A 23,301-nucleotide genomic window follows, 5' to 3' on the forward strand; every position below is an offset into this window, starting at 1 on the left:
TGTCATTCTCCTACCTTTGTGCCGATTTCCAAGCTGCCGCCCGCTCCCCGCAAGAAGTCGAGAGCGCTCATCCGTTTTTTCCCTTCCGGCTGCAATTCCGTGATCTTGACCGCTCCGCTGCCGCAAGCAATCACCAAGCCGTCCTGTTCCAGGCCGATAATCGTCCCTGGCTCTGCGCTCTGGCTGGTTGAAGAATGCTTTTCCACCCGCCATATCTTCCAGCTTTTCCCTTGGTACGTAGTAAAGGCGACCGGCCACGGGTTAAGCCCTCTTACCTGGTTGTACACGTCTTCCGCCGCTTTCGTCCAGTCGACCTTCTCCTCGGATCGTTTGATCGTCGGTGCAAATGTCGCACGCTCATGGTCCTGCGGCTCAGGTACGATCTCTCCCGCCAGGAGTCCGGGAAGCGTTTTTACGAGCAGCTTGGCGCCTTCTGCCGACAGCTTTTCAAACAGCGTTCCCGCCGTGTCCCGCTCTTCGATGGGGACTGCGACCTTGGACAGCATGTCGCCGGCGTCGAGAGCTTCAACCATATACATGATCGTCACGCCCGACTCCTTTTCTCCCGCGATGATCGCTTTATGGATCGGAGCCCCGCCGCGGTATTTGGGGAGCAAGGAAGCGTGAACGTTAATGCAGCCGAGTCTTGGGGCGTCGAGCAATTGTTTCGGCAGGATTTGCCCGTACGCTGCAGTGACGATCAAATCGGGACGAAGCGAAAGCACTTCCTCCAGCGCTTCAGGCGCTTTGATCTTCTCAGGTTGCAGTACAGGGATGCCGTGCCGCAAAGCCGCCTCCTTCACTGGCGGCGGCGTCATCACTTGTTTGCGTCCGACAGGCCGATCCGGCTTGGTGACGGCCGCGACGATCGTATAGCCCTCCGCGATCAAAGCCTCCAGGCAAGGAACGGCGAAATCGGGCGTTCCCATAAAGAGTATGCGTACGTCTTTCAATTCGAGTTATTCCCCTTCCTCATCCGGGTTCACCGTATAAACCCGGTCTGCCACATCGATAAACAGAATGCCGTTCAGATGATCGATCTCGTGCTGGGCGCAGCGGGACAAAAGGTCATCGGCTTCCATTTCAAAGACATTGCCGTTGCGGTCTTGCCCGCGCAGCTTGATCCATTTGTGGCGGCGAACATCCCCGCGCAGTCCCGGAATGCTCAGGCAGCCCTCGGGATAGTCAAACTGCTCTCCCTTGTGCTCGATGATTTCCGGGTTAACCACTTCGATCAGACCCTCTCCGCAGTCCATCACGATGACTCGTTTGGAAATGCCTACCTGCGGGGCTGCCAATCCTACTCCGTCCGCATCGTACATCGTATCCGCCATATCGTCGAGCAGCTTGTGCAAATTGGCGTTGAAATTTTTGACCGGGATTGCTTTCTCCCGCAGAATCGGATCTGGGTGTTTGACAATTGTGCGAATAGCCATCTGTTGTTTATCCTCCCTAAAGCAGCACGTACGGATCGACGTCAATCGTCATCAGTACCCTCTGCTGTTTGTTCCATTCTTCAAATGCGGATGTCGCCTGTGCCAAAAGGTCCGGCAACCGCGATTCATCCCGATATTTTAACATGATTTGGAACCGAAATCTATCTTTGACGCGTGCGATGGGCGAGGCGACAGGTCCCAGCAGGATCGTCGTCTCCGCCAAATGGGGGCGCAAGTAATCGGCGACCAGATGCGCCGCCTTGATGACGACCGGCACGTCTTCGTGGGAAAACGTGATCAGGACGAGCCGGTAATACGGCGGATAGCCCGTTCGCCTGCGCTGTAGCATCTCTTCCCGGTAAAATGAGGGATAATCATGCCTGGTCGCGTGAATGATGCTGTAATGCTCCGGGGTATAGGTCTGTATCACCACGTCCCCTTCCAGTTCGTGGCGTCCCGCTCGCCCGCCTACCTGGGTAAGAAGCTGGAACGTTTTCTCCGCAGCGCGGAAATCAGGCAAAAAGAGCGATGTATCCGCGGCGATGACCCCTACCAGGGTGACTCGCGGAAAATCGAGTCCTTTGGCGATCATTTGCGTACCGAGCAGCACATCTCCCTGTCCGGTGCGAAACTTGCGAAGCAGCTCTTCGTGCGCCCCTTTTCGCGAGGTGGTGTCGACGTCCATGCGGATGACCCGGATACCGGGGTATAAACGGGCCAGCTCCTCCTCCACCTTTTGCGTCCCCGTGCCGAAAAAGCGGATGTGCTCGCTCTGGCACTCCGGGCAGTGGTTCGGCTGCTTGATCGTATAGCCGCAGTAGTGGCAGCGGGCCGTGTGGTTGGTCCGGTGGTAGGTCAATGAGATATCGCAGTGGACACAGCGAAGCGTGTAGCCGCAGGAACGGCACATGACGAACGTGGAAAACCCCCGTCGGTTCAAAAACAGCACCATCTGTTCCTGACGGGCAAGCCGCTCGCCAATCATTTCATGCAGTTGACGGCTGAACATCGAGCGGTTTTCGGAACGAAGCTCTTCTCTCATATCGACTACGTGAACGCGGGGAAGCGGGCGATTTCCAACCCGTTCAGGCATCGAGAGCAGCGTATAGCGGCCCCGTTCGGCCAGGGCGTATGTTTCCAGTGCGGGTGTCGCGCTGCCCATCAGCAGGACGGCGTTGTTCTCCTTTGCCCGCCAGATGGCGACCTCTCTAGCGTGGTAGCGGGGCGTTTCCTCCTGTTTATACGAGCTTTCGTGCTCCTCGTCGATAACGATCAGCCCCACGTTTTGAAACGGAGCGAAGACGGCGGAGCGGGCTCCCACGACGACGCTCACTTCCTTGCGGATGATTTTGCGCCACTCGTCATAGCGTTCCCCCTGTGACAGGGCGCTGTGCAGGACAGCTACCTCATTGCCGAATCGGGCCTTGAATTTCTCCACCATTTGCGGAGTCAAAGAGATTTCCGGCACGAGAAAAATGGCTTCCCGTCCTCTGGCCAGCGTTTCCTCGATCGCTTCCAGGTACACCTCTGTTTTTCCGCTACCCGTTACTCCATGCAAAAGGAAAGCGCCGTACTCGTTTTTCTTGATCGAAAGCTGCACCGCTTGCAGCACATGCTCCTGCCGGGCGGTAAAGACCGGCTTTTGCGCGGCTGCGAAGCGTCTGTGCGCGTAAGGATCTCTGTATACCTCCATCTGCTCGATCGCGATCCAGCCGCGGCTTTCCAGACTTTTCAGCGGGGAACGGGTAATGCCCAGCTCCTCCCGCAGCATTTTGACGGAAAAAGACTGGCCCTCATGCTCGAGCAGCAGCTGAAGGACCCGCCGCATTTGCTCCGCTCGCGCCGGCAGGGACTCGAGCGCTTCAACCAGCTCTTCGCGAGCAAGCAGACTGCGGACGAACGATTGCTGTTTTCGCGTCGCTCGATCAGTCACTTGATAACCGGTGGAAACGAGCCCGCTCGAAATCCACCCGGGCACCAGCATGGCCTCGTCGGGAAAATGCTTTTCCACCTCGGCCAGCGGAAGCTGCTTTCGTCTGAACAACTCCCACAACAGCGGCGAGCGGCCGCACATCTCTGCCTCCAACTGTTCCGAGGCGAGCAGCCACTTTTCCGACTTCCCCTTTAGAACCGCAGGGATCATCGCTTGCAAAGCCGTTACCCAGGGACATAAGTACTGTCTCGACATCCACTCGCCCAGTCTGATCAGTTCGTCGGAGAGCGGCGGTTGGTCGTCGAGAACCTGTTCGACGTCCCGCAGCTTGCTTGAAGCACCTTGCTTACAGGTCTCCTCCAAGCCGATGACGTACCCCTGCAGCTTGCGGGGGCCGAACGGGACGATGACCCTGCTGCCCGTTTTCATGAGCGGCACGAGCCAGTCCGGGACACGGTAGTCAAAGGGACGGTTCGTCCGGTTTACGGGAACGTCTACAATCACGCGGGCGATCATAGCTTTTCGGGCAGAGGCTGATGGTTCAGCTTGAGCAAGATCGCATCCAGCAGCTTGTCGGCGACCTCCCGCTTGCTCAATTTGTCCAGCGCCACCTGCTCTCCCTCCCTTGTCAACAGGGTGACGATATTGGTGTCGCTTCCCATTCCGGCGCCTTCCAGCAAGACGTCGTTGGCTACGATCATATCGAGATTTTTCTTCTCCAGTTTCCCTTTTGCGTGCTGCAGCACATCCTGCGTCTCAGCGGCAAATCCGACGACGAACTGCTTGTCTTTACGCTTCCCTACCTCTTTCAGGATATCGGGCGCCTTGTCCAGCTCCAACACAAGCGGTCCCTCGCCTTTTTTCATTTTATGCTCGTGCACCGTTCTTGGCCGATAGTCGGAGACTGCAGCCGATTTTATGACGATATCGCTTTCGGATAGCTTTTCCATGACAGCGTCGTGCATCTCTTGCACGGATTCCACAGGCACGAGACGGACCCCGGCAGGCGGCGTCAGATTTGTCGGTCCGCTGATCAACACGACCTGCGCTCCACGGGCCTGTGCGGCTTCGGCGATGGCGTAGCCCATCTTTCCGGAGGCGTGATTTGTGATATACCGTACCGGATCGATTTTTTCCCGCGTAGGTCCGGCGGTGACGAGCACCCTTTTCCCTTGCAAATCCTGTTTTTTCTGGGTCTGCCCGGCAAAAAAGCGGACGATTGCCGATACGATTTCCTCCGGCTCGGCCAGCCTACCTTTTCCGACCCAGCCGCAGGCCAGCAGCCCCTCGCCCGGCTCGATGAAACGGTATCCGTAGTCGGTCAGTTTTTGCATATTGTTGGCCACTGCCGGATGGTCGTACATATTGACATTCATCGCAGGAGCCAATATGACTGGCGCTTTTGTGGCCAGCACAGTGGTTGTGAGCATGTCATCGGCGATTCCGTTTGCCATTTTGCCAATGACATTGGCTGTAGCCGGCGCGATCAGCACCAGGTCCGCCTGATCGGCCAGATCGATATGGCTGATCACGCCTGGATCGGGCTCCGCAAATACATCCGTGTAAACCGGCCCGTGGGACAAGGCTTGAAAGGTGAGCGGCTGTACAAATCTTGCAGCGTTTTCTGTCAAAATAACCCGTACAAGGGCCCCGGCCTGGGTTAGCTTGCTTGTAAGCGCTGCGGCTTTGTAGGCGGCGATTCCCCCTGAAACACCCAATACGATTTGTTTGCCCGTCAAAGGAAGCATTCCTAATCTCTCCTCTCTAGGTGGGTATCTCCAGTCCGAAAAAAAACAACCTGCGCGAGGTTGTTGGGTAAGCAAGTACGCGGGTGACAGTCCGCTTATTTACGAGAGTCGATCGTGTCGTGGATCAGCTGGTCATGGATCAGCTCTTCCAGCGCTTGGCCGACAAACTTTTTGGATTTCGGCTTTTCCACCTGGACGGGGCTATTCTCACGGATTTGACGAGCGCGCTTGGAAGCGATCGTCACCAGTGTATATTTGCTTTCAGCTCTTGCAGTCAGCTTGTCAATGGATGGATACAGCATACGTTATTCTACCTCCTTGAGCCATTTGCGGAACTTGTGGATTTGGCGTTCTTTCTTTAAATGTTCGGCTGTAATGATCGATTGAATACGCTCGCAGGCACATTCAATCTGGTCATTGACTACCACATAGTCGTACTGGTCCATCAGTTCAATCTCGGTGCGAGCCATTTCCATGCGGTGACGGATCGTTTTCTCAGACTCGGTGCCCCTGCCGACGATCCGGTTTTCCAGCTCGGCCAGATCGGGCGGGGCAAGGAACAGGAACGTCCCCTGCGGAAACTTTTGCTTGACCTGCAAAGCTCCCTGCACTTCAATTTCGAGGATGACGTCGCGCCCGCTGTCCAAAGTCTCTTCCACGAACTTGCGTGGCGTTCCGTAGTAGTTTCCCACGTACTCCGCCCATTCGAGCAGTTGATCCTGCTCAATCATCTGGCGGAACTTTTCCTTGCTCGTAAAAAAGTAGTTCACTCCCTCTACTTCACCCGCACGCGGCAAACGCGTCGTGGCGGAAACAGAGTATACGAGATCCGGCATGCGCTCCCGCAGAGCTTTGCAAACCGTGCCCTTCCCCACGCCAGACGGCCCGGAGAGAACCAGAAGGAGACCCCTATCGCTCATGAATGTATTCAACTCCTGCTTTATTCGTCCGATTCATCGTCTTTGTTCGTCAACCGCTGCGCCACCGTTTCCGGCTGAACCGCGGACAAAATGACATGGTCGCTGTCCGTGATGATGACGGCCCTCGTTCTCCGGCCGTATGTAGCGTCCACCAGCATGTTGCGGTCTCTCGCCTCCTGGATGATCCGCTTGATCGGCGCGGACTCCGGACTGACGATGGAAATAATGCGGTTGGCATTGACGATATTGCCAAACCCGATATTAATAAGCTTAATGGCCATGACGGCACCGTCCACCCCTTCATCGCTACTCGATGTTTTGAATCTGCTCTTTCATCTTTTCCAATTCTGTCTTGATCTCGATGGCCGACCGCTGAATGGAAAGATTATTTGCCTTGGCGGCTATCGTATTCGCTTCCCGATTCATCTCCTGCAGCAAAAAGTCGAGCTTCCGCCCGATCGCATCCGACTGTGCCAACAGCCCCGAGAATTGGGCGCAATGACTTTCCAGGCGCGTAATCTCTTCGCTGATATCGCTTCGATCCGCAAAAAAAACCACCTCTTGCGCCAGCCGCTGCATATCCGCCTCAAACGGCGTGCCCTGAATCCATTCACTTACGCGCTGATTGAGCCGGGCCCGGTACTCCTCTACCACGACAGGAGCGCTTTGAGCGATTTCTCTGGTCCAGGAGACGATATCGCCAAGGCGTCTGCTGATATCTTCCTCCAGCTTTTGTCCCTCTTTTTGTCTCATCGACAGAAGGTCTTCCGCAGCTTCTCGCGTCACTTCCAAAAGCGGCTCACAAAATTCCTCAGGCTTTACCGCTTCTGTCTCCTTTCCGGAAAGCACCGTGGGCAGCAGCAGCAAATCCTTGGCAGCCAAAGGCGCATCAAGGGAAAACCGATCATTCATTTCGCGCAACGCCCTGACGTATTGTTCTGCGGCGTTCCAGTTTATTTGAAACTCTGCCTCGCCGGATGCCGCTTCATCGATCGATACCGTCACTTCCACCCGCCCGCGGCGAATGTACTCCGCCACCAGCTTGCGAACCGGCTCTTCCAGCACACCATAGGCTTTCGGCAGTCTAACGATGATCTCCGCAAAACGGTGATTGACAGCCCGCATCTCCACGGACAACCGGAAAGCTCCGTACATGGTTTCCTTTCGGCCGTAACCAGTCATGCTTCGGACCATGGATATCACTTCCACTGTCGTAAAATCGTTAATTCATTATAGGAGACAACTCTTTGCAGTGTCAACCAAAGCCGAACCCACGCTGCCAATACCGTCCATGGTGGGAATGTGTTACACTGTGACTGACGCTAAGCGAAATCATCCTTATTTCTCATAAAAGGTCATGAACCGTTCACAGCGTATTTTGCATTTTTAGAGCTAGAGGTGAAGAAAATGGCTTTTGACGGTGTTGTGACTCGTGCCGTTATCCATGAATTAAAGCGATGGGAGGGCGCGCGGATTGCGAAAATCCATCAGCCCCATTACAGCGATATCGTCATGCAATTGCGCATGCAGGGGGAAACGGGTAAACTGCTGCTCTCCGCAAACCCAACCTATCCCCGGCTCCATCTGACAACCGAAGAGTTTGCCAATCCGATGGAGGCGCCCATGTTCTGCATGCTCCTCCGAAAGCATTGCGAAGGCGGTTTGATCGAATCGATCGAGCAAGTCGATATGGAGAGGATCGTTTTCATGGACATCCGCGGCCGCGACGAGCTGGGCGATACGACACGCCGCCGGATTGTGATCGAAATCATGGGGAAACACAGCAACATCATCCTGCTCGACAAGGCGACCGGTGTGATCCTGGACAGTGCGCTTCACGTAACCCTTGCCATCAGTCAGTATCGACAGGTGCTTCCGGGCAAGACGTATGTCGCCCCGCCTAGTCAAGACAAAAAAAATCCGCTGCACGTATCCCAGCAGGAATTCATCTCCCTGTTTAACTGGAACGCAGGCCGTCTTGACAAGCAATTGGTCGAGACATTTACCGGTGTAAGCCCGCTGCTCGCAAAAGAAATCGTTCACCGTTCCGGACTGCCGACCCGGGAAGCCCTGTGGCAAGCTTTTTCGCAGGTGCTGCAAGGCATTGCCCGCCACGACTATGCCCCGCATTTGGCTGAAACCAAAGACAAAGCATACTTTCACGTCGTATCCCTGACCCATCTGAAGGATGCCGCCATCACTTCTTTTCCTACCGTCAGTCAATGCCTGCAAGGGTATTTTGAGGGCAAGGCGCAACGGGACACGGTCAAGCAAAAGGTTCACGACCTGATCCGCTTTGTCACCAATGAACGGAACAAGAACGTGAAAAAAATCGATAAGCTGGAGCAAACCTTGGCCGAAGCGCAGGAAGCCGAGCAATTTCGCCTCTACGGAGAATTGATTACGGCCAACATGCATGTGCTGAAACGCGGCGATACCGTTCTGGAAACGGTCAACTGGTACGACGAGAACGGCGGCATTGTGAAAATCCCGCTCGATCCGTTAAAAACGCCTTCGGAAAACCTGCAGGCGTACTATAAGCGATACAATAAAGCGAAAAACAGTCTGAGCATTGTAGCCGAGCAAATTGCCCAGGCTGAAGAAGAAATCGTTTATCTGGACGGCCTTCTGGTCCAATTGGAGCATGCGACACTGCAGGATACGGAGGAGATCCGGGAAGAACTGGCGGAACAAGGCTATATCCGCAACAGGCAAAAACGGCAGGGCAAAAAGAAAAAGGACCACCGCCCCGCGCTTGATGCCTACACCTCATCAGAGGGAGTGGAAATTCTCGTAGGCAAAAACAACAAGCAAAATGAATACCTGACAAACAAGCTGGCATCCTCCAGCGATACGTGGCTTCATACAAAAGACATTCCCGGCTCTCACGTCGTGATTCGCGCTCGCCATTTCTCCGAGCAGACACTCAAAGAGGCAGCGCTGCTGGCCGCCTATTACAGCAAAGCCCAAAGCGGCAGCCAGGTTCCGGTCGATTACACCCTGGTAAAGCACGTGAAAAAACCAAGCGGCGCCAAGCCCGGATTCGTCATATACGAACAGCAGCGCACCATCTACGTCACGCCGGACGAGAGCAGTGTACGCCGATTAAAGTCGAATTACCGCGATACGAATAGCAAGACTACCTAGGATCATACTAAGAGCATGAAAGGAGGTGTTCGTTCTTGAGCATCTTAGTCAAGCTCCTCTCAAACGGGATTATCGCCGTTCCGGGGCTGATATGGTCGGGAACGTCACTCTCATTTGCGCTCGTCGCCAGTGTAGTCATCAGTCTCATCTCTTATGCGGTCGGAGATTGGTTTATCCTTCCGCGTACAAACAACACATTCGCCAGCACCGCCGATTTCGGGCTCGCCTTTGCCCTTCTCTGGATGGCCTGTGCCCTTTTTGCCGTGCCCTACCGTCTTTCCGGGTTATTTTTAACCGCTTTTGCCATCTCCATCGTGGAATATTTCTACCATAACTACTTGCAGCACCGCGGTGTACACCATTCCAGGCACCCCGGGTGATGCGCGACTTTTGAGAACAAGGGAGGATCGGGATGAACGTCATCGGGATCATCCAGACGGACTTGAATGAATTTAGCGTCCTGTTTGAGCCAGAACAAGGCGGACAGCAAAACGGGCAAGGACAAGGACAGCAATCGCAGCAGGAGGGAGCAGGTCAGAACGACGACTCCATGTTCCTCAGCTTCCTTGAGGAGCAAACCGGCGACAGCAGCGGTCAAAGCCAAGCGGGAAACAACGGCAGCGGCAATCAGCAGCAGAACGGTCCCCAGGAGCTGACTGTCCGGATCAAAGGAATTCCGGAAGGCCAAAAAGCAAACTTCCTGCAAATGTATCAAATCATCCAGGATGCCAAGGACAGCAAGGCACTGGAGCAGTCCCTGACCATCGTCAACAATAGCGATCAGCAAAACCAGGGAGCCGGCAATAACAACATGGGCGGAAGCGGGAATAACGGAGGCAGCGGCAACAGCTTTTCCGGAGGCTCCAATTCGTCAAAAAACCAATGACAACAAAAAAACCTGAAGCCACGACGCCTCAGGTTTTTTTATGTATACAAATTGTGCAATTTGAATGGAAATTACTTTCCAGGCTTGGACAAAAAAATCCCCCGCTCTGCCGTCCGACCTAATGTTTCTGTAACCTGCGCTCACACAGGTGGGTGACCCGTCCACGTTTTTGCCTTCCCATGCGTCCCCAAAAAGGGAGGTGGGCCTGACATCTGCGTGAAGTTCCGTCTCCCTGAAAATACGTATAAGGTTAGAAACATATACAGTCTAACGTACATCGCAGGATCTTGTTGTTATTTACTTTACCATAGGTGCGCCCTGTTCTCAATGGATAATTTCTCCAGAAGAGCCAAAGAATTTCGCTTACTCCTTTTTCAGCCGCTGACGAATGACCGACTGAAACTCGGGATGAGCGATCAGCTTGGGTTGCTGCTGCTTTTCCCAGGCAAGCGCCTCTTCCATATTGAGCTCCAGACAGGCAGTCAACCCCATTTTGGTCGTCTCCCACGCCAGCCTCGGCATCCTCAACAAAACTTTCGCTAGCTGATCTACTTCCTGTTCGAGCGAGGCCGCGTCGACAGCCTTGTAGATCAAGCCAATCCTTTCGGCTTCGCTGCCGCTTATTTTTTCTCCCAACAAGGCCAGCCGTTTGGCCTGTGCCATGCCAACGAGCCTCGGCAACAGATGCGTGCCGCCAAAGTCCGTTGTCAGCCCGATGTGGACGAAAGGCTCCTGCAGCACGGCTTCCTTCGCAGCCAGAACAAAGTCTGCATGCAGCGCCAGGTTGAGTCCGGCGCCAACTGCTGCACCCTCCACCATTGCAATCACCGGTTTGGGCAAGTGATGCAATTGCAGGAGAAAGTCGTTGATGATGGTGAGCGCTTGATGAGCTTGATCCGATTCGCTCAGCATGCCGAGCACGCTTAAATCGGCGCCGGAGCAAAAATTCCCGCCTGCTCCCCGAAAGATGACCGCTTTGACCTCTTCTTCGTTTGCCGCATAGGAAATCGTATCTTTCAGGAGCGAAAACATCTCCAGTGTCAGCGCGTTCAGTACGCGCGGACGATTCAGCATGATCGTCAGGATCCCTTCATGAAGTTCGGTGTAGAGGGGAAGCGCTTGCTGATCCTTCATTGCCATAGCCTCCATTTCTTTTTCTTTTATGCAAACGGAATGACTCCGTCCCTTCCCAGTTCCTCCAGCTTTTCAACGGGCAACCCCAGCTTCCGCCTGAGTACCTGCCATGTATTTGCGCCGTACTCTGCCTGGGATGCCGTATCCCCGTTCAGCTCCTCTTTGCCGGCAAGGGCGCTTTGGGCGTGAACCTCCAAACCTTTCCCGTGTTCGTCCGCTCTATCCTGCTCCATTTCCGCCACTGGGGTCAGACAGCAATCGACCTCGCTGCCCAGTTCTCCCCACTCCTGCTGAGTACGCGAGAGAAAAAGCGCTTTCAATTCTTCGTAAACATGCGGATATTCATCGAGACGGACCCCATGCAGGCCTTCCCAATCCTCACGGCCGACAGCCCTGCAAAAATTGAGCCAGAACTTTTCCTCCAGGGCCGCGAGAACGACGTATTTCCCCTCTGCTGTCTCGAAGATTTGATAGGCAAGGCGTCCTTTAAAAAATCGGGCCATCTCCGCTCCTGCCGAGTATTGAGCGAAAAGCGCATGCATCCCCATCCAGGAAGACAATGAATCGACCAAAGAAAGATCCAGATACGCTCCCTCACCTGATTGAAACCGTCTGACCAACGCCGCGCAAATTTGCTCAGACGCATACATACCGCCCGCATAGTCGGCGATCGGGACCTCGGCGATGACCGGCTTCCCGTCCTCGTCGCGGATTGTTGAAAGAAATCCGCTGACTGCCTGAAAGTTCAGATCATGTCCGCCGAGCTGCCGCATCGGGCCGCTCTGTCCGTACCCGGTAAGCGAGCAATAGACGATGGACGGGTGATTTTGCGAGAGCCTCTCGTAATCCAGCCCGAGCAGTTTCATTACTCCCGGACGAAAGCTTTCGACGACGACATCTGCCTGCCGAGCCAATTCATACGCCAGCTCTTTGCCAATCGACGTTCGAAGATTAATTGCCATACTTTGCTTGTTTCGGCTGGTAGAAAGAAACATGGCTCCTGTCTGCCCGATCCTCGGTCCCATCACCCGCCCAGGGTCCCCGGACGGATACGTCTCCACCTTGATCACTTCTGCTCCCAGGTCAGCCAATCTCATGGTGCAAAACGGTCCGGGAAGATGGCGCGAAAAATCGACTACCGTAATCCCTGTCAACATGGCTTTGACCGCTCCTTTCCAACCCTTTCCTAGTTCATTTCGTTTCGATTGCTTCCAATCCTCTTTTTTCCAATAAATAAACCGTTTCGGCTGGAAAAGACGGCAGCGTCAAGCTTTTTCCCATGTTGCAGGGACGGTTCTTTCGAAAAATCATGCCGGTGGTTTGAAAAAAAAACCGGACAGACCTGCGTAACAGGATCTGCCCGGCGCTCGTTTGTGAAAAAAGGCTCGCTGCCTTCCAATAAATGCGATAAGGCCTTTTTTGCAGCAGGCGCATGCCCCGTTAAAGGAGATGCGCCCGCTGTTTGTTAATAACGGCTGTCGTAGCCGGAGCCGGAGGAAGAGGAGTCGTAACCGTAACCACCATATCCTTTGTGGCTATGGCAGTCGTACTTATAAACGGGTTTGTAATAGCATTTTTTCTTGTAGTATTTCTTTTTACAGCACTTTTTGTGGTAGCAATGGCCGTAAGACTTTTTGCATCCGCAGCTCACTCGCTTCACCCCCCTCTTCGTTGGTACAGTTACAAAATATGTCGAGGGGCGTGCTTCGGAACGGTACATTCAACTATCTGATCCGAAAATAAGCATCTGTCCTGCATGAAGTTCATGCTTTTCTACACGCTTTTTGTTTCGAGGAGCTCGGCCTGCGAATTCCTCCGCTTTTTCCGCTCCGCCCAGACTACTCCGGCGAGAACGAGAAATCCCCCCAGTACGGTCATTGCGGTCAACGGTTCATGAAGAAACAGAATCGCGGTCGTTACATTAATCAGCGGTGTCGCGTTCAGGTATACGCCTGCCCGGGCTGCCGATACCGTCTTCAACGCCTGGTTCCACATACTGTAGGCGCAAACCGTGCACCCCAGCGTCAGAAAGAGGAAGCAGGCGAATGTCTTCCCGGAAAAAACAGGCAGTCCGTACAAACAGACCTCTGCCAGCGCGAACGGGATGACCATGATCCCTCCGATCAAGAGCGTCAGGCAGGTAAACCATTCACTCGGCATCTTCTCTTCCCCTGCCGGCCGTTTTTGCTGAATGACGTAGATCGCAAAAACAAATTCGCCAGCCAACACCAGCATATCTCCCAAAACCGAGAAACTCGCTTTGCTTTGGGACTGGAGTGTGATCATCAATACCCCCGCCATTCCGACCAGCAGGCCGAGCCACTGGGATAACGCAACCCGCTCCTTTAGGTAAAAGGCAGCCAGTGAAAGCGTAAAGAGCGGCAGCATTGCTGCGATCATGCTGGCGTGAACGCCACTGGTAAGCGACATGCCGGAAAAGTTGCAGAGAAAGTACCCGGCCACGCCTGTAAAGGAGAGCATGGTCATCCGCTTCCATGGAATCGTCCATTTTTCTGATGCTTTCCCCGCATGTCGGGCTGTCCTGGCATTTCGTTTGGCAAAGAAAAAAAGAATGAGTCCGGCTGTCAGCAAACGCATGCACATCAGGGAAAAAGGATGCAGGGTTTCCATGGCCCACTTTACCGGGACGACCGTAAGGCCCCACAAGAACACCGCTCCGGTCAGCATAAGGGTTGCTTGTTTCATGAAAATTTCATCTCCGTTGGCTTTTACTGAGTGACGATTTTCCTTAGCTCATTGATCCCGTGGTGATCAGGAATTTCCTGAAATTCCTTCACCTTTGGCAGCGTCAGGAGATGGGGGCGGGTCATGTAGCCCGGTTTGGAAATGTAAACGACGTCACAATGGGCGATCAGATCAAACACATCCGGGGAGTTGGCTTCAATTGTGCGCAAATCCAGATGGGTAATGCCCGCATTATGCAGATCGGCGATCATTCCTTCAGCTCCTCGCAGTGTTGCGCAAATCAGCCCGACCTTGGTGTGCCGGGGATACGCCTCCATGGCCGGGATGACCGTGGTCGGATCCGGAATAAAATCAAGGCTGACGATCGGCGGAGATTCGCGGGGCAAGGCCTGCTTCACTTTGGAGCTGACCGAAGGATGCGTGACAATCGCTTTATACTGATGCAGCACGCTCCCCTCCTTATCCAGCCATTCCCAAAAGTCATCCAGTGTTCGTCCTTCCACCATCGCACTTGGTATATGGTATTGAACCAATCGCAGATATTCAGCAAGCTCCAGCTCGGTAAAGCGAATGAAAAGGACGGGAAACTGATTGATCTCATGCATGACCACGGAGAGTACGCGGGTGAATTCCTCCATGGAATACCCCATCGCCTTTACTTTGTGTATCGTCTCCTTGGCGAGCAGCGCCAAATGCGCGGGGTTGCGCGTCAACAAAGGATCGTTGACGACATTGCTTACTATCGTTCCTCTCCCTTGTCTGGAGTCTACCAGTCCTTCCTGCTGGAGCCGCAAATAGACGCTGCGGATCGTGTTGTAATTTACCTTGAGCTGCGCGGCCAGTTCCCTGACCGTGGGGAGCTGAGCGTGGGGCGGCAATTCACCGCTGCGGATGGCGGCTGCGATCTGCTGGTACAATTGTTCGTGATACGAAACATTGGAATCCTTTTGCAAAGACAGGCGAAGCACGTGGCAACCTCTCCTATATCATTTGATTTCAATCGTAAATCAATTCTGAATGTATCGTCAATATGAACAATCAGGATGAAGCTTGTTTCCGCATGAAATACTAATCGAGACAATCATATCGCATGGAAAGAGGGGTTTAACGATGGGTGAGCGCAGCCGTTTTCACGAAGGCGACAAGTCTCCGAAGAATGCCGTTTACATGGAAATCGGGGAGACCGGAGCCAGCGTCCAGGACCCGATGATCATCGAGCTGGGGAAAGGGGACAAATTCCCTCCCACCCGGAACAAAAATCGCGTCTGGACCCAAAAGTAACGGATAAATAGAGAAGAACCAACCCCCAGCGGACGGTTGGTTCTTTTTCATCAATCAGCTTCTTTCTCTTCTTCCTCATCATCTTCATCTGTCACATAAATAATCGAAACCCCCATGCTCTCAAGCAGCTGGAGCACTTCCCGATTCAGCGTCTCATCCCAGAGCAGCCCCAGACTTTCAACCAGCTCCAGCTCCTCCAGATCACCCGTTTCCGCATCTTGGATCAGTTCGATCACATCGGTCAATTGCTTTTCTTCCAGGACGGCTAGGATTTCTTCTTTGGTCATTTTGTTTCCTGCACCTCGTTTTCTGTATGGATCCTCCTCTATAATAGTACATAGTGAAAACGGAAAACAAAAGAGTGAGGTCGTCGTATGTACCCCCAACCATATCTGGAGTACCTGATACAGTTCCATGCCGAACGGGATTATTTTGAATGCCATGAAATACTGGAGGAATATTGGAAAGAAAGTCCGCCTGGAGAAAGAAAAGCGGTCTGGGTCGGCTTGATTCAAATCGCCGTCTCGCTCTACCACCAGCGCAGAGGAAACTTTGCCGGCGCGGTCAAGATGATGGGCAGCGCCATCGGCATACTCAAAAGAGAGAGGACCGATGTCCAATCGCTCGGCCTCGATCCGGATGCTGTCATTCAAACACTCAGCCAGCTGCTCGCCGAAATGGAGGACCGCAAGCCTTATCGCAGCATCCGCTTGCCCATTTCCGATCCGGCATTGCTGGATGCTTGCCAGAAGCTTTGCTCAGCGCGAAGCCTCCACTTTGACAGCGAAAGCGACTTGCTGGACGCTTTCCTTTTGAACAAACACACGCAGCGCGACCGGGCCGATGTAATCGCCGAAAGGCAGCGTCGTCTGGCCGAACGCAGTCAGCAGCGCTCCCGCAGCACCGATGCTGACAAGTAAGCGGGAGGAATCGCCTCGGCAAAAAAATACTGCTCCGAGCCTTGAAAAAAGCGTATCTTTTGCTCCCACGCGTCATGGGCATTGACCGCAAGCACAGCCAGCGTCCCCATCTCTTCACCGATCAAGGCCGGGCTTGCGGCCAATTGCACATACTCGCTGGCAATCGGCAAAAGCCCTCCTTCTGCTATTTGAGGAATCAGCTTTCGATGTGTGCTTTAAAACAGCAGCTCTGGCGGCTCCACCTCGTCGCCTCTTTTTTTCGGTAAAGCACGGGCTGTTCTCCGTTTTGTCTAAGCGCGGAGAGCAGCCTTTTCCGCAGTCTCTGTTCTTCAAAATCCTTGAGCATTGGGCATCCTCCTATTGTCACGTCAGTAAACCCACAAGTGCAGGACGAGAACGATCCCCAGGTCCGCCATGAGATGGCTCAGCCACGTCGTGTAAATCGAAGGAAACAGCCCTTTCATCCAGCCCCACATAAGACCGGTACCAAACACGAGTGCTGTAATCAACACTCCCCATAACAGACCGAACAAAATGACTCCGACGATGAGATGATACAGGCAGTAAAAAAATCCGCTGACAAGGACAGCGGCAGGCCGGGCCAGCGCATGCAGCAGACGCTCCAGAACAAAGCCTCGCCAGAGCAATTCTTCCAGCAGGGAATTGACAATCACCAGATATAAAGAAAACGGGAGAAGCCAGCCCGGCGTTACCCCCCATTTCATCAACGTATGTCTGACGTGACTGGCGTCGATGACTCCCCCGTCGATCAACAGCCACGCCCCCGTCATGACGCCCGTCATGAGCATCGCTCCGATCGCCAGGCCGTAGGACATGCCTTCCCGATCAAAGGGTATCCATGCGCGCTTCCACTGTACAGACAGCTTTTCTTCCCACAAGCCGTGAAGCAGCGGCACCAACAGACAAACGAGCAAATGAAACGATACAAAGGTGACCATCAGACTGCGTCTTTCCACCAACCCCAAAAATACAGCCAGGGTGGCCGAAAAACCGTATGCCACCAATAACAGCAATGCGCGCTTTCGTTTCACACCAGAAGCACCCTTTTTTCCTTTTGACACTTTTGACAAGAGTAGGGTTCCCCATGTTCACGGCATGCATACGACTGCCGTGAATGAATATACAAAATTTTGGGCAAATGCTATACTGTGTGAATCCGATTATAATAAAAAAATTTTGAATAGGCAGAAGGAGTGGCTAACATGTTGTGGCGCAATCGTACCTTTCTCCTCCTGATGACAGGGGAAGTGATCGCTGGTGCCGGTATGTGGATTTCCATTATCGCCAACCTCCAGTTCATGCAGCACATGATCCCTTCCGACACCGTAAAGGGATTGATTCTAATGAGCGGACTGATCGTCAGCATTCTCTTGTCGCCCAAAGCCGGCGTCACAATCGACCGTTACGACAAGGGAAAAATCATGCTCTATGCGAGTCTCGTGCGCTGTCTCAGTCCGATTTGCATGCTTCCTGCGATCTACTACGGCTCCCTGCTCTGGATGGTCGTCTCCCTGATCGTGATGCAGGTCTCGGCGGCTTTTTATTTTCCGACCGTGCAGTCTTCCTTGCCCGCCATCCTCAGTCCCGCCGACTTGTTGAAGGCAAACAGCGCTTACCTCAACCTTTCGACGCTGTCGCGGATCGGCGGAACAGCCGTTGGCGGCATACTCGTCGCGAATATGGATTTATCGCAGCTTTACCTCTTTTCGCTCGGCGCTTATCTTGCTCTGGCCTTTGTGACCAGGTTTTTGCGGATCCCTGCAGTCGATTCCCGCAAGCGCAAGGAAAAGGTCGAGTTTCGCGAGGTGCTTACCGTTACCAAGAAAGACCCTGCGCTGTTGGTTGCTTTGCTCAACACAGGATTGATTACGCTGTTCCTTGGCGGCTTTAACCTGCTTGTGCTCAATTTCAGTGAAATCCAGCAAAGCCCCGAACTGATGGGCTGGATTTATACGGTAGAGGGCACGAGCATTCTAGCCGGCGGACTTCTTGCCAAGCGCTGGATTGGCGGACGCAACCTGATCGCGGCGTCGACCGTGCTGCTGTTCTTTTTTGCTCTTTCCCAGTACGGCATGTCGTTTGCAGACAGCCGGTTCATGGTCCTGGCTTCGTTTGGCGTGTTCGGCTTTGCCGTCGCTTTCTTTTTTCCCGTGACCACGACGATTTTTCAGCGCCGCCTGCCGGAGCATCAGCAGGGCCGGTTTTTCTCGTTCAAAGGAATGCTCGACCGCGGTTTCTTTCTCGTCGCATTGGGAACGACCGGGGTTTGCCTCGATTTGTTCGGGGTCTCCGGCTATATGCTCGGGATCGGCTCCGTTACGCTGCTGATGGCCGCAATGACGATGGCGTACAGCAAGAGGCACAAGCTCGATGTTCGCGAGACGGATGAGCCTGCCGTCGCCTGACAACGGTCTGGCTGCAATTGTTGCCGAAATGGAGGGGACCGCTTTCCTCTTTTTTAAAAAATGGTGTACACTAGTACCATCATGGAGTAAGGAGGAGCATTTCCATGCACATCCTGTCAACGACCGCTCTCGGGATGCTAATCCCGTTACTCATGGCAACGGCGGTTATCTTTCTGCGACTTCGCGGACAGAAAAAACCGGTTTCGGCACGCCGGATCATCCTGCCGCCTCTGTTCATGTCAACCGGCTTTGCCATGTTTCACTTTCCGGAAACGGCCACGCCGCTGATTTATCACGTCATTGCGTTTGGTGCAGGGATGGTTTTATCCATTCCGCTGATTTTGACGTCCCGTTTTGAAATTGTCGGACAGGACATATATTTGAAACGATCCAAAGCGTTTTTTATGATTCTATTGGCCCTCCTGGTGATTCGGACCGGGGTCAAGCTGTGGGTCAACGACTCGTTTTCGGTCATGCAGACAGCCGGTCTGTTCTTTGTGTTGGCGTACGGCATGATTGTTCCGTGGCGGCTGGCGATGCTGTACATGTACCGTCAATTTACCAAAAATCCGGCCCGCACAGGACCGTGACAAGGCCCAAACTGCATGTTAAACAAAAAAAGAGCAGGCCCCTGCTAACGTCAGGACACTGCTCTTTTTCTTATTCTCTCGACGTCCATTCGTACACGCCGCCGAAAATTCCCTCGCTGTGCACAACAGGGCCGAAACCCTCGAAGCGGATGAGAAAGGGGCGCTCCCCTCTTGTGGACAACGCATCCCTGGCAATCCCCGCTCCCATCGGTTGACAGAGCAGCAGATCGGCTCCGCCGCAATGGATGAGTCGGCACTTGGCTTGCAGCCGTTCGTCCGCAAATGCTTCGCCTGCCTCCAGACCGAGCCACGCCCGCCAGTCTCGGGCCGCTTCGTCCAGGTTTCCTGTAGCCAAAGCGATGCAAGATATTTCTTGTGATCCGTTTTCATGCGGAGCGATTATCCTTCGCCTGGTCAAATCATTCACTCTGGCCTCATCCAACTCCTCCCATTGGATCAAAAACGGAATGCGCCGCTTGCTTTCAGACCCCTCGGCAAAAAGCATTTTCCACTCGATCAGCGTGCCGTCTTCCCGCTTTCTGCTCCCGGGCAGCGGACCTGTCACCCTGTATCCCCGCTGTTCAAACCGTTCGGCCCACCGCTCGATCTCATCGGTGCGAAAGGCAAGCTGTCCCATTCCTTCGCCGATTGTCGCCTCGGCGATCAATTGCCGGACGAGCGGATTCTCGGCGTTTGCGGCAATATCGGGAAATTCTACGGCGAGAAATTCAACGTAGGAAAGACCGAAATAACTAAGGCTGTTATAGGTTCCCCACATTTCATGCCGTCCGCCCGCCACTGTATGAAAGCCCGCCTTTTTCAACCGATCGGAAGCCTCCAGGGGTGGTCTGTGAAGAAAGTGAACAAGGTGATCAAACGAAAGTTTCATCCTATCCGCCCTCTTTTCTTGAACGTCCTCAATAATGATTGTTTCAAAAAATGGTACCTCATTTTTTGGAAATGTCAATTGATTCCGCAAAATGATCGGACAGTTCCCCCTCATTTCGCGGGAGGTTTTTCAGGGCATGCAGATAGTCCCCAGCTTCGGCATTTTGCCGGACCGTCTCCTCATCGCTCCATCCCAGCCCCTCTGCCATGAGCCGGACGACCCGTTCTCTCTCCTCCTCGGCCTTGTTTAATTGAAAATAGGTCCACCCTGTACGAAGACGCAGGAAATCTACAGCTTGCACAGTCATTTCTTCCTCGATTGCGTACTTGATCTGAGCCGCGAGCAACTGCTCGCGAGTGGGAGCGGGCCCGGAAATTCGCTTGTAAATGTTCAATGTGTTGCTTCCAAAGGTTTCTATCCACTCCTGGGCTACCTCCACGTCTACGCCCAGAGCAATTCCCTGACGGAGCATCTCTTTCTTCCAATCCTCGTACCTTTCATGCCCATGGCGTTCTCCCCCGCTGATGACAATGCGATCGGTAGAACAGGCTGGATACTCCTTGCCTTCTTTTTCATTCAGCTTTTGCGTGATCGTATCGACCACTTTCTCCGCCATCTTGCGGAAGCCCGTCAGCTTCCCTCCAGCAATCGTGATCAATCCCGTGGGCGAGTGGAAAATCTCGTCCTTGCGGGATAATTCCGACGGCCCCTTTCCCTCCTCGTAAATCAGCGGCCGAAGCCCTGCCCAGTTGGAGTGGACATCGGACGGCTCCAGCCTGACAGACGGGAACATGCTGTTCACTGCGCGGAGCAAATAATCCCGGTCTTCCTCTGTCGTCCGCGGGTGGTCGATGGAAAGCTTGTAGGCCGTGTCCGTTGTTCCGATGTACGTAATCTTTCCTCTGGGGATGACAAATACCATCCGGCCATCAGGGGTGTCAAAGTAAGCTGCCTGCTTGACCGGAAGTCTGTCTGCCGGCACGACCAGGTGCACACCCTTTGTCAAATAAAGCCGTTTGCCTTGGAGGGAGCCATCGGTCTGCCGGACGCCATCCACCCACGGCCCTGTCGCATTGACGACATATTTGGCGCGGATCGGATAGTGCTTGCCTGTGACCCGGTCCGTAACGAGCGCTCCCTGCAGCGTTCCATGTTCGTACAAAAACTGATCTGCCTTCGCATAATTAACCGCTGTAGCACCTAATCCGACAGCCGTTTTCATGATGTCAAGCGTCAAGCGGGCGTCATCCGTCCGGTACTCAAAATAAAGGCCCGCCCCTTTTAATCCTTCCGGCTTGAGCAGCGGCTCCAGCGTGAGGGTTTCCGCTCTCCCCAGCATCTTGCGCCGTTCCTTCCGCGCCACTCCGGCCAGCCAATCGTACACGTACAATCCGACAGAAGAAGCCAGGTAACCGTAGGTGCCTCCCTTGTAAATCGGCAGAAGCATCGGTGCGGGAACGACCAGATGAGGGGCGTTTTTATACAAGATGGCTCGCTCGCGCCCCACCTCCTGCACCAGCCTCACTTCCCCTTGCTTTAAATAGCGCAGACCTCCGTGGATCAGCTTGGTCGACCGGCTGCTCGTGCCGGAGCCAAAATCGTTCATTTCCACCAAGCCTACCCTCAGTCCGCGCTTGCTCGCATCAAGCGCAATGCCGGCACCGGTAATGCCTCCTCCGATGACGAGCAGGTCAAGCGTGTCTGTGGCCATTTGCTGCAGATGTTCTTCTCTGTTCCGTGCTGAAAATCGGTTGCCCACTGGCTGCCTCCTCTCCGGCTCCATGCCGGATGTTTTTCCAAGCGAAAAAACCCCCATGAAAAGACCGGCCTGCCATGCAGACATGCCGCCTTCCCAAAGGGGTATCTCCTCATCTCTTCCCTTTTTCCTATTCAGGTGAAAACCAAAACTCTTTTGTTCCAACCGATACCGCCAATGCTCCCGCCGCCAGCGCCTCGTCGATTTCCTGTCTGGTGCCGATCAGGCCCCCCGCTATTATCGGCAGCGGAGTGAGCTCGGTCATTTCCCGGATGACCCTGGGCATCACTCCCGGCATGATCTCGACCGCATCCGGCGCACTTTGCTCGACTACCCTGATCCCTTTGCTCACGGCGTTGCGGTCGATTAAAAATATGCGTTGAATCGCCATCAGATTCATTTCCTTGGCGACGCGAATCAGGTTGCTTCTAGTAGAAATAATACCCGTAGGGGCGATGTTTCTCGCCACATAGGCGACCCCGCTCTTGTCAGGAGCAATCCCCTCGATAAATTCCATGTGCAGAAACACCTGCTTGCCCGCCTGTTTGCTTCTGTCGACAAGCTCCTGAACGTTAAAAATCGAGCCTGTCAACAAAAAGATGATATTGACATTGCCTCTGAGCGCGTCATCCAAATCGGCTTCGGACTGGACGGCAGCAATGGTTTCATGCTCGACAAGGTCTACAATAGGATACATCCGTTACCTCCATATGGCGCTTGGTTGCTCCCATTATAGCATCCTCTGTCTAAAGATTCACAATTTCTTTAATACTGTTTAAAATGTACCGCGGATTGTATTCGCTTCTCTCGGCCATTTCCCGGGTCGAGATTCCAGTCAAGACCAAAACGGAGTTCATGCCGGTGTCGTTCCCCATTTTTATGTCCGTTTCCAATCGATCCCCTACCATGTAGCAAGCATTGTAGTCCAGTCCCAGATGACGGACGGCCGCTTCGGCTGCAATCGGCGAAGGCTTGCCGACGACCAGATCGATCGGCTTTCCCGTCGCCCCTTCAAGCGCCCCGATAAACGCTCCTGTGTCTGGAATTTGTCCATCCTCCAGCGGGCAGGTGCGATCCGGGTTGGAGGCAATCACCTTGGCACCGCGAATGGCTGCCTGGTACAAATCGTTTAAACCATCGTAGGTAAACTGTCGATCCCATGAGAGGACCACATACGTCACCTCGGTCGGGTCTTCACTCATCCGTATGCCGTGTGCAGAAAGTTCGTCTCGAATCGGCTGCTCGCCGATCACCAGCACTTTATCTGTCGGCGTCAATACTTGCTGCAGGTATCTGGCTGCGATCAAAGATGAGTTGAGCACATCGTCTACTGTCGTCGGAATCCCCATTTGGGTCAGCTTTTCGGCATAGGATTGACGGGTTGCGATCGGCTTATTGGAGAGAAACACGACCTTGTCGCCGCGCTCTCTCAGCGCCTGGATCGCTTCGGCTGCACCCTCGATCAAACGGTCTCCGAGGTACACCGTACCGTCGAGGTCGAAGATAAATCCCTTCACTGGTCCTTCCTC

Annotated in this window: 26 protein-coding genes and 1 other RNA gene; 7 read left to right on the top strand and 20 right to left on the bottom strand. The window is 53.9% G+C overall.

The window, feature by feature from the left end:
* Window positions 1-2: 2 nt before the first annotated feature.
* The 8 genes from fmt to Q3F21_RS04160 form a co-directional block, all read right to left on the bottom strand.
* Window positions 3-953 (bottom strand): methionyl-tRNA formyltransferase, encoded by a 951-nt coding sequence (fmt, locus tag Q3F21_RS04125; protein ID WP_340250205.1) that lies wholly within the window; start codon window positions 951-953, stop codon window positions 3-5.
* A gap of 6 nt (window positions 954-959) precedes the next feature.
* On the bottom strand, window positions 960-1,436 hold the full coding sequence (gene def, locus Q3F21_RS04130; protein WP_340250206.1) for a peptide deformylase: 477 nt from the start codon (window positions 1,434-1,436) through the stop codon (window positions 960-962).
* A 16-nt stretch (window positions 1,437-1,452) separates the two neighbouring features.
* The gene (gene priA, locus Q3F21_RS04135) at window positions 1,453-3,885 is read right to left on the bottom strand and encodes a primosomal protein N' (protein WP_340250207.1); all 2,433 of its coding nucleotides are present in this window, start codon (window positions 3,883-3,885) and stop codon (window positions 1,453-1,455) included.
* Window positions 3,882-5,117, bottom strand: a complete 1,236-nt coding sequence (gene coaBC / locus Q3F21_RS04140; RefSeq protein WP_340250208.1) for a bifunctional phosphopantothenoylcysteine decarboxylase/phosphopantothenate--cysteine ligase CoaBC — start codon at window positions 5,115-5,117, stop codon at window positions 3,882-3,884. Before coaBC ends, priA begins: the two co-directional genes overlap by 4 nt.
* A gap of 95 nt (window positions 5,118-5,212) precedes the next feature.
* Window positions 5,213-5,419, bottom strand: coding sequence for a DNA-directed RNA polymerase subunit omega (gene rpoZ / locus Q3F21_RS04145; protein ID WP_340250209.1), 207 nt, complete (start codon window positions 5,417-5,419; stop codon window positions 5,213-5,215).
* A gap of 3 nt (window positions 5,420-5,422) precedes the next feature.
* Window positions 5,423-6,037 carry a guanylate kinase gene (gene gmk, locus Q3F21_RS04150; RefSeq protein ID WP_340250210.1) on the bottom strand — a complete coding sequence of 205 codons (615 nt, stop codon included), beginning with the start codon at window positions 6,035-6,037 and terminating at the stop codon, window positions 5,423-5,425.
* 20 nt (window positions 6,038-6,057) lie between these two features.
* On the bottom strand, window positions 6,058-6,318 hold the full coding sequence (gene remA / locus Q3F21_RS04155) for an extracellular matrix/biofilm regulator RemA (RefSeq protein ID WP_003386147.1): 261 nt from the start codon (window positions 6,316-6,318) through the stop codon (window positions 6,058-6,060).
* Window positions 6,319-6,343: 25 nt separating this feature from the next.
* Complete coding sequence (locus Q3F21_RS04160) at window positions 6,344-7,231, bottom strand: YicC/YloC family endoribonuclease (RefSeq protein WP_340250211.1); 888 nt, start codon at window positions 7,229-7,231, stop codon at window positions 6,344-6,346.
* Window positions 7,232-7,444: 213 nt separating this feature from the next.
* Here Q3F21_RS04160 and Q3F21_RS04165 point away from each other — a divergent pair, with 213 nt between their 5' ends.
* The 3 genes from Q3F21_RS04165 to Q3F21_RS04175 are packed head-to-tail and all read left to right on the top strand — an operon-like array spanning window position 7,445 to window position 10,070.
* A complete protein-coding gene (locus Q3F21_RS04165; protein ID WP_340250212.1) occupies window positions 7,445-9,184 on the top strand; it encodes an Rqc2 family fibronectin-binding protein in 1,740 nt (579 codons plus the stop codon).
* A 35-nt stretch (window positions 9,185-9,219) separates the two neighbouring features.
* The gene (locus Q3F21_RS04170) at window positions 9,220-9,564 is read left to right on the top strand and encodes a DUF2512 family protein (RefSeq protein ID WP_340250213.1); all 345 of its coding nucleotides are present in this window, start codon (window positions 9,220-9,222) and stop codon (window positions 9,562-9,564) included.
* Between the two features lie 32 nt (window positions 9,565-9,596).
* Window positions 9,597-10,070 carry a hypothetical protein gene (locus tag Q3F21_RS04175; RefSeq protein ID WP_340250214.1) on the top strand — a complete coding sequence of 158 codons (474 nt, stop codon included), beginning with the start codon at window positions 9,597-9,599 and terminating at the stop codon, window positions 10,068-10,070.
* A gap of 94 nt (window positions 10,071-10,164) precedes the next feature.
* Here the strand turns inward: Q3F21_RS04175 and ssrS are convergent.
* The 5 genes from ssrS to Q3F21_RS04200 form a co-directional block, all read right to left on the bottom strand.
* Window positions 10,165-10,359: non-coding RNA, 6S RNA (gene ssrS, locus Q3F21_RS04180), on the bottom strand.
* Between the two features lie 74 nt (window positions 10,360-10,433).
* Window positions 10,434-11,204, bottom strand: coding sequence for an enoyl-CoA hydratase/isomerase family protein (locus tag Q3F21_RS04185; protein ID WP_340250215.1), 771 nt, complete (start codon window positions 11,202-11,204; stop codon window positions 10,434-10,436).
* A gap of 26 nt (window positions 11,205-11,230) precedes the next feature.
* Entirely contained in the window at window positions 11,231-12,361 is a 1,131-nt protein-coding gene (locus Q3F21_RS04190) for a CaiB/BaiF CoA transferase family protein (protein ID WP_340250216.1), read from the bottom strand.
* 616 nt (window positions 12,362-12,977) lie between these two features.
* Window positions 12,978-13,910, bottom strand: a complete 933-nt coding sequence (locus Q3F21_RS04195; protein WP_340250217.1) for a DMT family transporter — start codon at window positions 13,908-13,910, stop codon at window positions 12,978-12,980.
* Between the two features lie 23 nt (window positions 13,911-13,933).
* Window positions 13,934-14,878: a GntR family transcriptional regulator gene (locus tag Q3F21_RS04200; protein ID WP_340250218.1), complete on the bottom strand. Its 945-nt coding sequence runs from the start codon at window positions 14,876-14,878 to the stop codon at window positions 13,934-13,936.
* Window positions 14,879-15,020: 142 nt separating this feature from the next.
* Between Q3F21_RS04200 and Q3F21_RS04205 the strand changes: the two genes are divergently transcribed.
* A complete protein-coding gene (locus Q3F21_RS04205; RefSeq protein WP_003386157.1) occupies window positions 15,021-15,191 on the top strand; it encodes a YjzC family protein in 171 nt (56 codons plus the stop codon).
* Between the two features lie 50 nt (window positions 15,192-15,241).
* On the opposite strand, the gene Q3F21_RS04210 is transcribed toward Q3F21_RS04205, so the two are convergent.
* A complete protein-coding gene (locus Q3F21_RS04210; RefSeq protein ID WP_340250219.1) occupies window positions 15,242-15,478 on the bottom strand; it encodes a hypothetical protein in 237 nt (78 codons plus the stop codon).
* An 87-nt stretch (window positions 15,479-15,565) separates the two neighbouring features.
* Between Q3F21_RS04210 and Q3F21_RS04215 the strand changes: the two genes are divergently transcribed.
* A complete protein-coding gene (locus tag Q3F21_RS04215) occupies window positions 15,566-16,111 on the top strand; it encodes a DUF309 domain-containing protein (protein WP_340250220.1) in 546 nt (181 codons plus the stop codon).
* Here Q3F21_RS04215 and Q3F21_RS04220 read toward each other — a convergent pair.
* Both Q3F21_RS04220 and Q3F21_RS04225 read right to left on the bottom strand, forming a co-directional pair.
* Entirely contained in the window at window positions 16,075-16,281 is a 207-nt protein-coding gene (locus Q3F21_RS04220; protein WP_340250221.1) for a hypothetical protein, read from the bottom strand. The genes Q3F21_RS04215 and Q3F21_RS04220 overlap by 37 nt on opposite strands.
* 198 nt (window positions 16,282-16,479) lie before the next feature.
* Entirely contained in the window at window positions 16,480-17,163 is a 684-nt protein-coding gene (locus tag Q3F21_RS04225; RefSeq protein WP_340250222.1) for a CPBP family intramembrane glutamic endopeptidase, read from the bottom strand.
* A 171-nt stretch (window positions 17,164-17,334) separates the two neighbouring features.
* Here Q3F21_RS04225 and Q3F21_RS04230 point away from each other — a divergent pair, with 171 nt between their 5' ends.
* Together Q3F21_RS04230 and Q3F21_RS04235 are read left to right on the top strand one after the other, a co-directional pair.
* A complete protein-coding gene (locus Q3F21_RS04230; protein ID WP_340250223.1) occupies window positions 17,335-18,537 on the top strand; it encodes an MFS transporter in 1,203 nt (400 codons plus the stop codon).
* A 104-nt stretch (window positions 18,538-18,641) separates the two neighbouring features.
* Window positions 18,642-19,127, top strand: a complete 486-nt coding sequence (locus tag Q3F21_RS04235) for a CcdC family protein (RefSeq protein ID WP_340250224.1) — start codon at window positions 18,642-18,644, stop codon at window positions 19,125-19,127.
* Window positions 19,128-19,197: 70 nt separating this feature from the next.
* Here the strand turns inward: Q3F21_RS04235 and Q3F21_RS04240 are convergent, their stop codons facing one another.
* The 4 genes from Q3F21_RS04240 to Q3F21_RS04255 form a co-directional block, all read right to left on the bottom strand.
* A complete protein-coding gene (locus Q3F21_RS04240; RefSeq protein WP_340250225.1) occupies window positions 19,198-20,016 on the bottom strand; it encodes a VOC family protein in 819 nt (272 codons plus the stop codon).
* 58 nt (window positions 20,017-20,074) lie between these two features.
* Entirely contained in the window at window positions 20,075-21,799 is a 1,725-nt protein-coding gene (locus Q3F21_RS04245) for a glycerol-3-phosphate dehydrogenase/oxidase (protein ID WP_425341213.1), read from the bottom strand.
* 103 nt (window positions 21,800-21,902) lie between these two features.
* Window positions 21,903-22,469 (bottom strand): glycerol-3-phosphate responsive antiterminator, encoded by a 567-nt coding sequence (locus tag Q3F21_RS04250; protein ID WP_340250226.1) that lies wholly within the window; start codon window positions 22,467-22,469, stop codon window positions 21,903-21,905.
* A 49-nt stretch (window positions 22,470-22,518) separates the two neighbouring features.
* Window positions 22,519-23,289 (bottom strand): HAD-IIA family hydrolase, encoded by a 771-nt coding sequence (locus tag Q3F21_RS04255; RefSeq protein WP_340250227.1) that lies wholly within the window; start codon window positions 23,287-23,289, stop codon window positions 22,519-22,521.
* Window positions 23,290-23,301 lie beyond the last annotated feature (12 nt).

The sequence above is a fragment of the Brevibacillus borstelensis genome, from assembly GCF_037834415.1.
Classification (GTDB): domain Bacteria; phylum Bacillota; class Bacilli; order Brevibacillales; family Brevibacillaceae; genus Brevibacillus; species Brevibacillus borstelensis_A.

What these genes read in the sequence shown, in the direction of transcription:
- Q3F21_RS04190 (WP_340250216.1), bottom strand. Translation starts at nt 12,361, where the DNA reads ATGTTGACAGGGATTACGGTAGTCGATTTTTCGCGCCATCTTCCCGGA.
- Q3F21_RS04240 (WP_340250225.1), bottom strand. Translation starts at nt 20,016, where the DNA reads ATGAAACTTTCGTTTGATCACCTTGTTCACTTTCTTCACAGACCACCC.
- Q3F21_RS04165 (WP_340250212.1), top strand. Translation starts at nt 7,445, where the DNA reads ATGGCTTTTGACGGTGTTGTGACTCGTGCCGTTATCCATGAATTAAAG.
- coaBC (WP_340250208.1), bottom strand. Translation starts at nt 5,117, where the DNA reads ATGCTTCCTTTGACGGGCAAACAAATCGTATTGGGTGTTTCAGGGGGA.
- Q3F21_RS04205 (WP_003386157.1), top strand. Translation starts at nt 15,021, where the DNA reads ATGGGTGAGCGCAGCCGTTTTCACGAAGGCGACAAGTCTCCGAAGAAT.
- Q3F21_RS04215 (WP_340250220.1), top strand. Translation starts at nt 15,566, where the DNA reads ATGTACCCCCAACCATATCTGGAGTACCTGATACAGTTCCATGCCGAA.
- def (WP_340250206.1), bottom strand. Translation starts at nt 1,436, where the DNA reads ATGGCTATTCGCACAATTGTCAAACACCCAGATCCGATTCTGCGGGAG.
- Q3F21_RS04210 (WP_340250219.1), bottom strand. Translation starts at nt 15,478, where the DNA reads ATGACCAAAGAAGAAATCCTAGCCGTCCTGGAAGAAAAGCAATTGACC.
- gmk (WP_340250210.1), bottom strand. Translation starts at nt 6,037, where the DNA reads ATGAGCGATAGGGGTCTCCTTCTGGTTCTCTCCGGGCCGTCTGGCGTG.
- Q3F21_RS04160 (WP_340250211.1), bottom strand. Translation starts at nt 7,231, where the DNA reads ATGGTCCGAAGCATGACTGGTTACGGCCGAAAGGAAACCATGTACGGA.
- remA (WP_003386147.1), bottom strand. Translation starts at nt 6,318, where the DNA reads ATGGCCATTAAGCTTATTAATATCGGGTTTGGCAATATCGTCAATGCC.
- Q3F21_RS04250 (WP_340250226.1), bottom strand. Translation starts at nt 22,469, where the DNA reads ATGTATCCTATTGTAGACCTTGTCGAGCATGAAACCATTGCTGCCGTC.
- priA (WP_340250207.1), bottom strand. Translation starts at nt 3,885, where the DNA reads ATGATCGCCCGCGTGATTGTAGACGTTCCCGTAAACCGGACGAACCGT.
- Q3F21_RS04230 (WP_340250223.1), top strand. Translation starts at nt 17,335, where the DNA reads ATGTTGTGGCGCAATCGTACCTTTCTCCTCCTGATGACAGGGGAAGTG.
- Q3F21_RS04175 (WP_340250214.1), top strand. Translation starts at nt 9,597, where the DNA reads ATGAACGTCATCGGGATCATCCAGACGGACTTGAATGAATTTAGCGTC.
- Q3F21_RS04245 (WP_425341213.1), bottom strand. Translation starts at nt 21,799, where the DNA reads ATGGAGCCGGAGAGGAGGCAGCCAGTGGGCAACCGATTTTCAGCACGG.
- Q3F21_RS04195 (WP_340250217.1), bottom strand. Translation starts at nt 13,910, where the DNA reads ATGAAACAAGCAACCCTTATGCTGACCGGAGCGGTGTTCTTGTGGGGC.
- rpoZ (WP_340250209.1), bottom strand. Translation starts at nt 5,419, where the DNA reads ATGCTGTATCCATCCATTGACAAGCTGACTGCAAGAGCTGAAAGCAAA.
- Q3F21_RS04235 (WP_340250224.1), top strand. Translation starts at nt 18,642, where the DNA reads ATGCACATCCTGTCAACGACCGCTCTCGGGATGCTAATCCCGTTACTC.
- Q3F21_RS04185 (WP_340250215.1), bottom strand. Translation starts at nt 11,204, where the DNA reads ATGAAGGATCAGCAAGCGCTTCCCCTCTACACCGAACTTCATGAAGGG.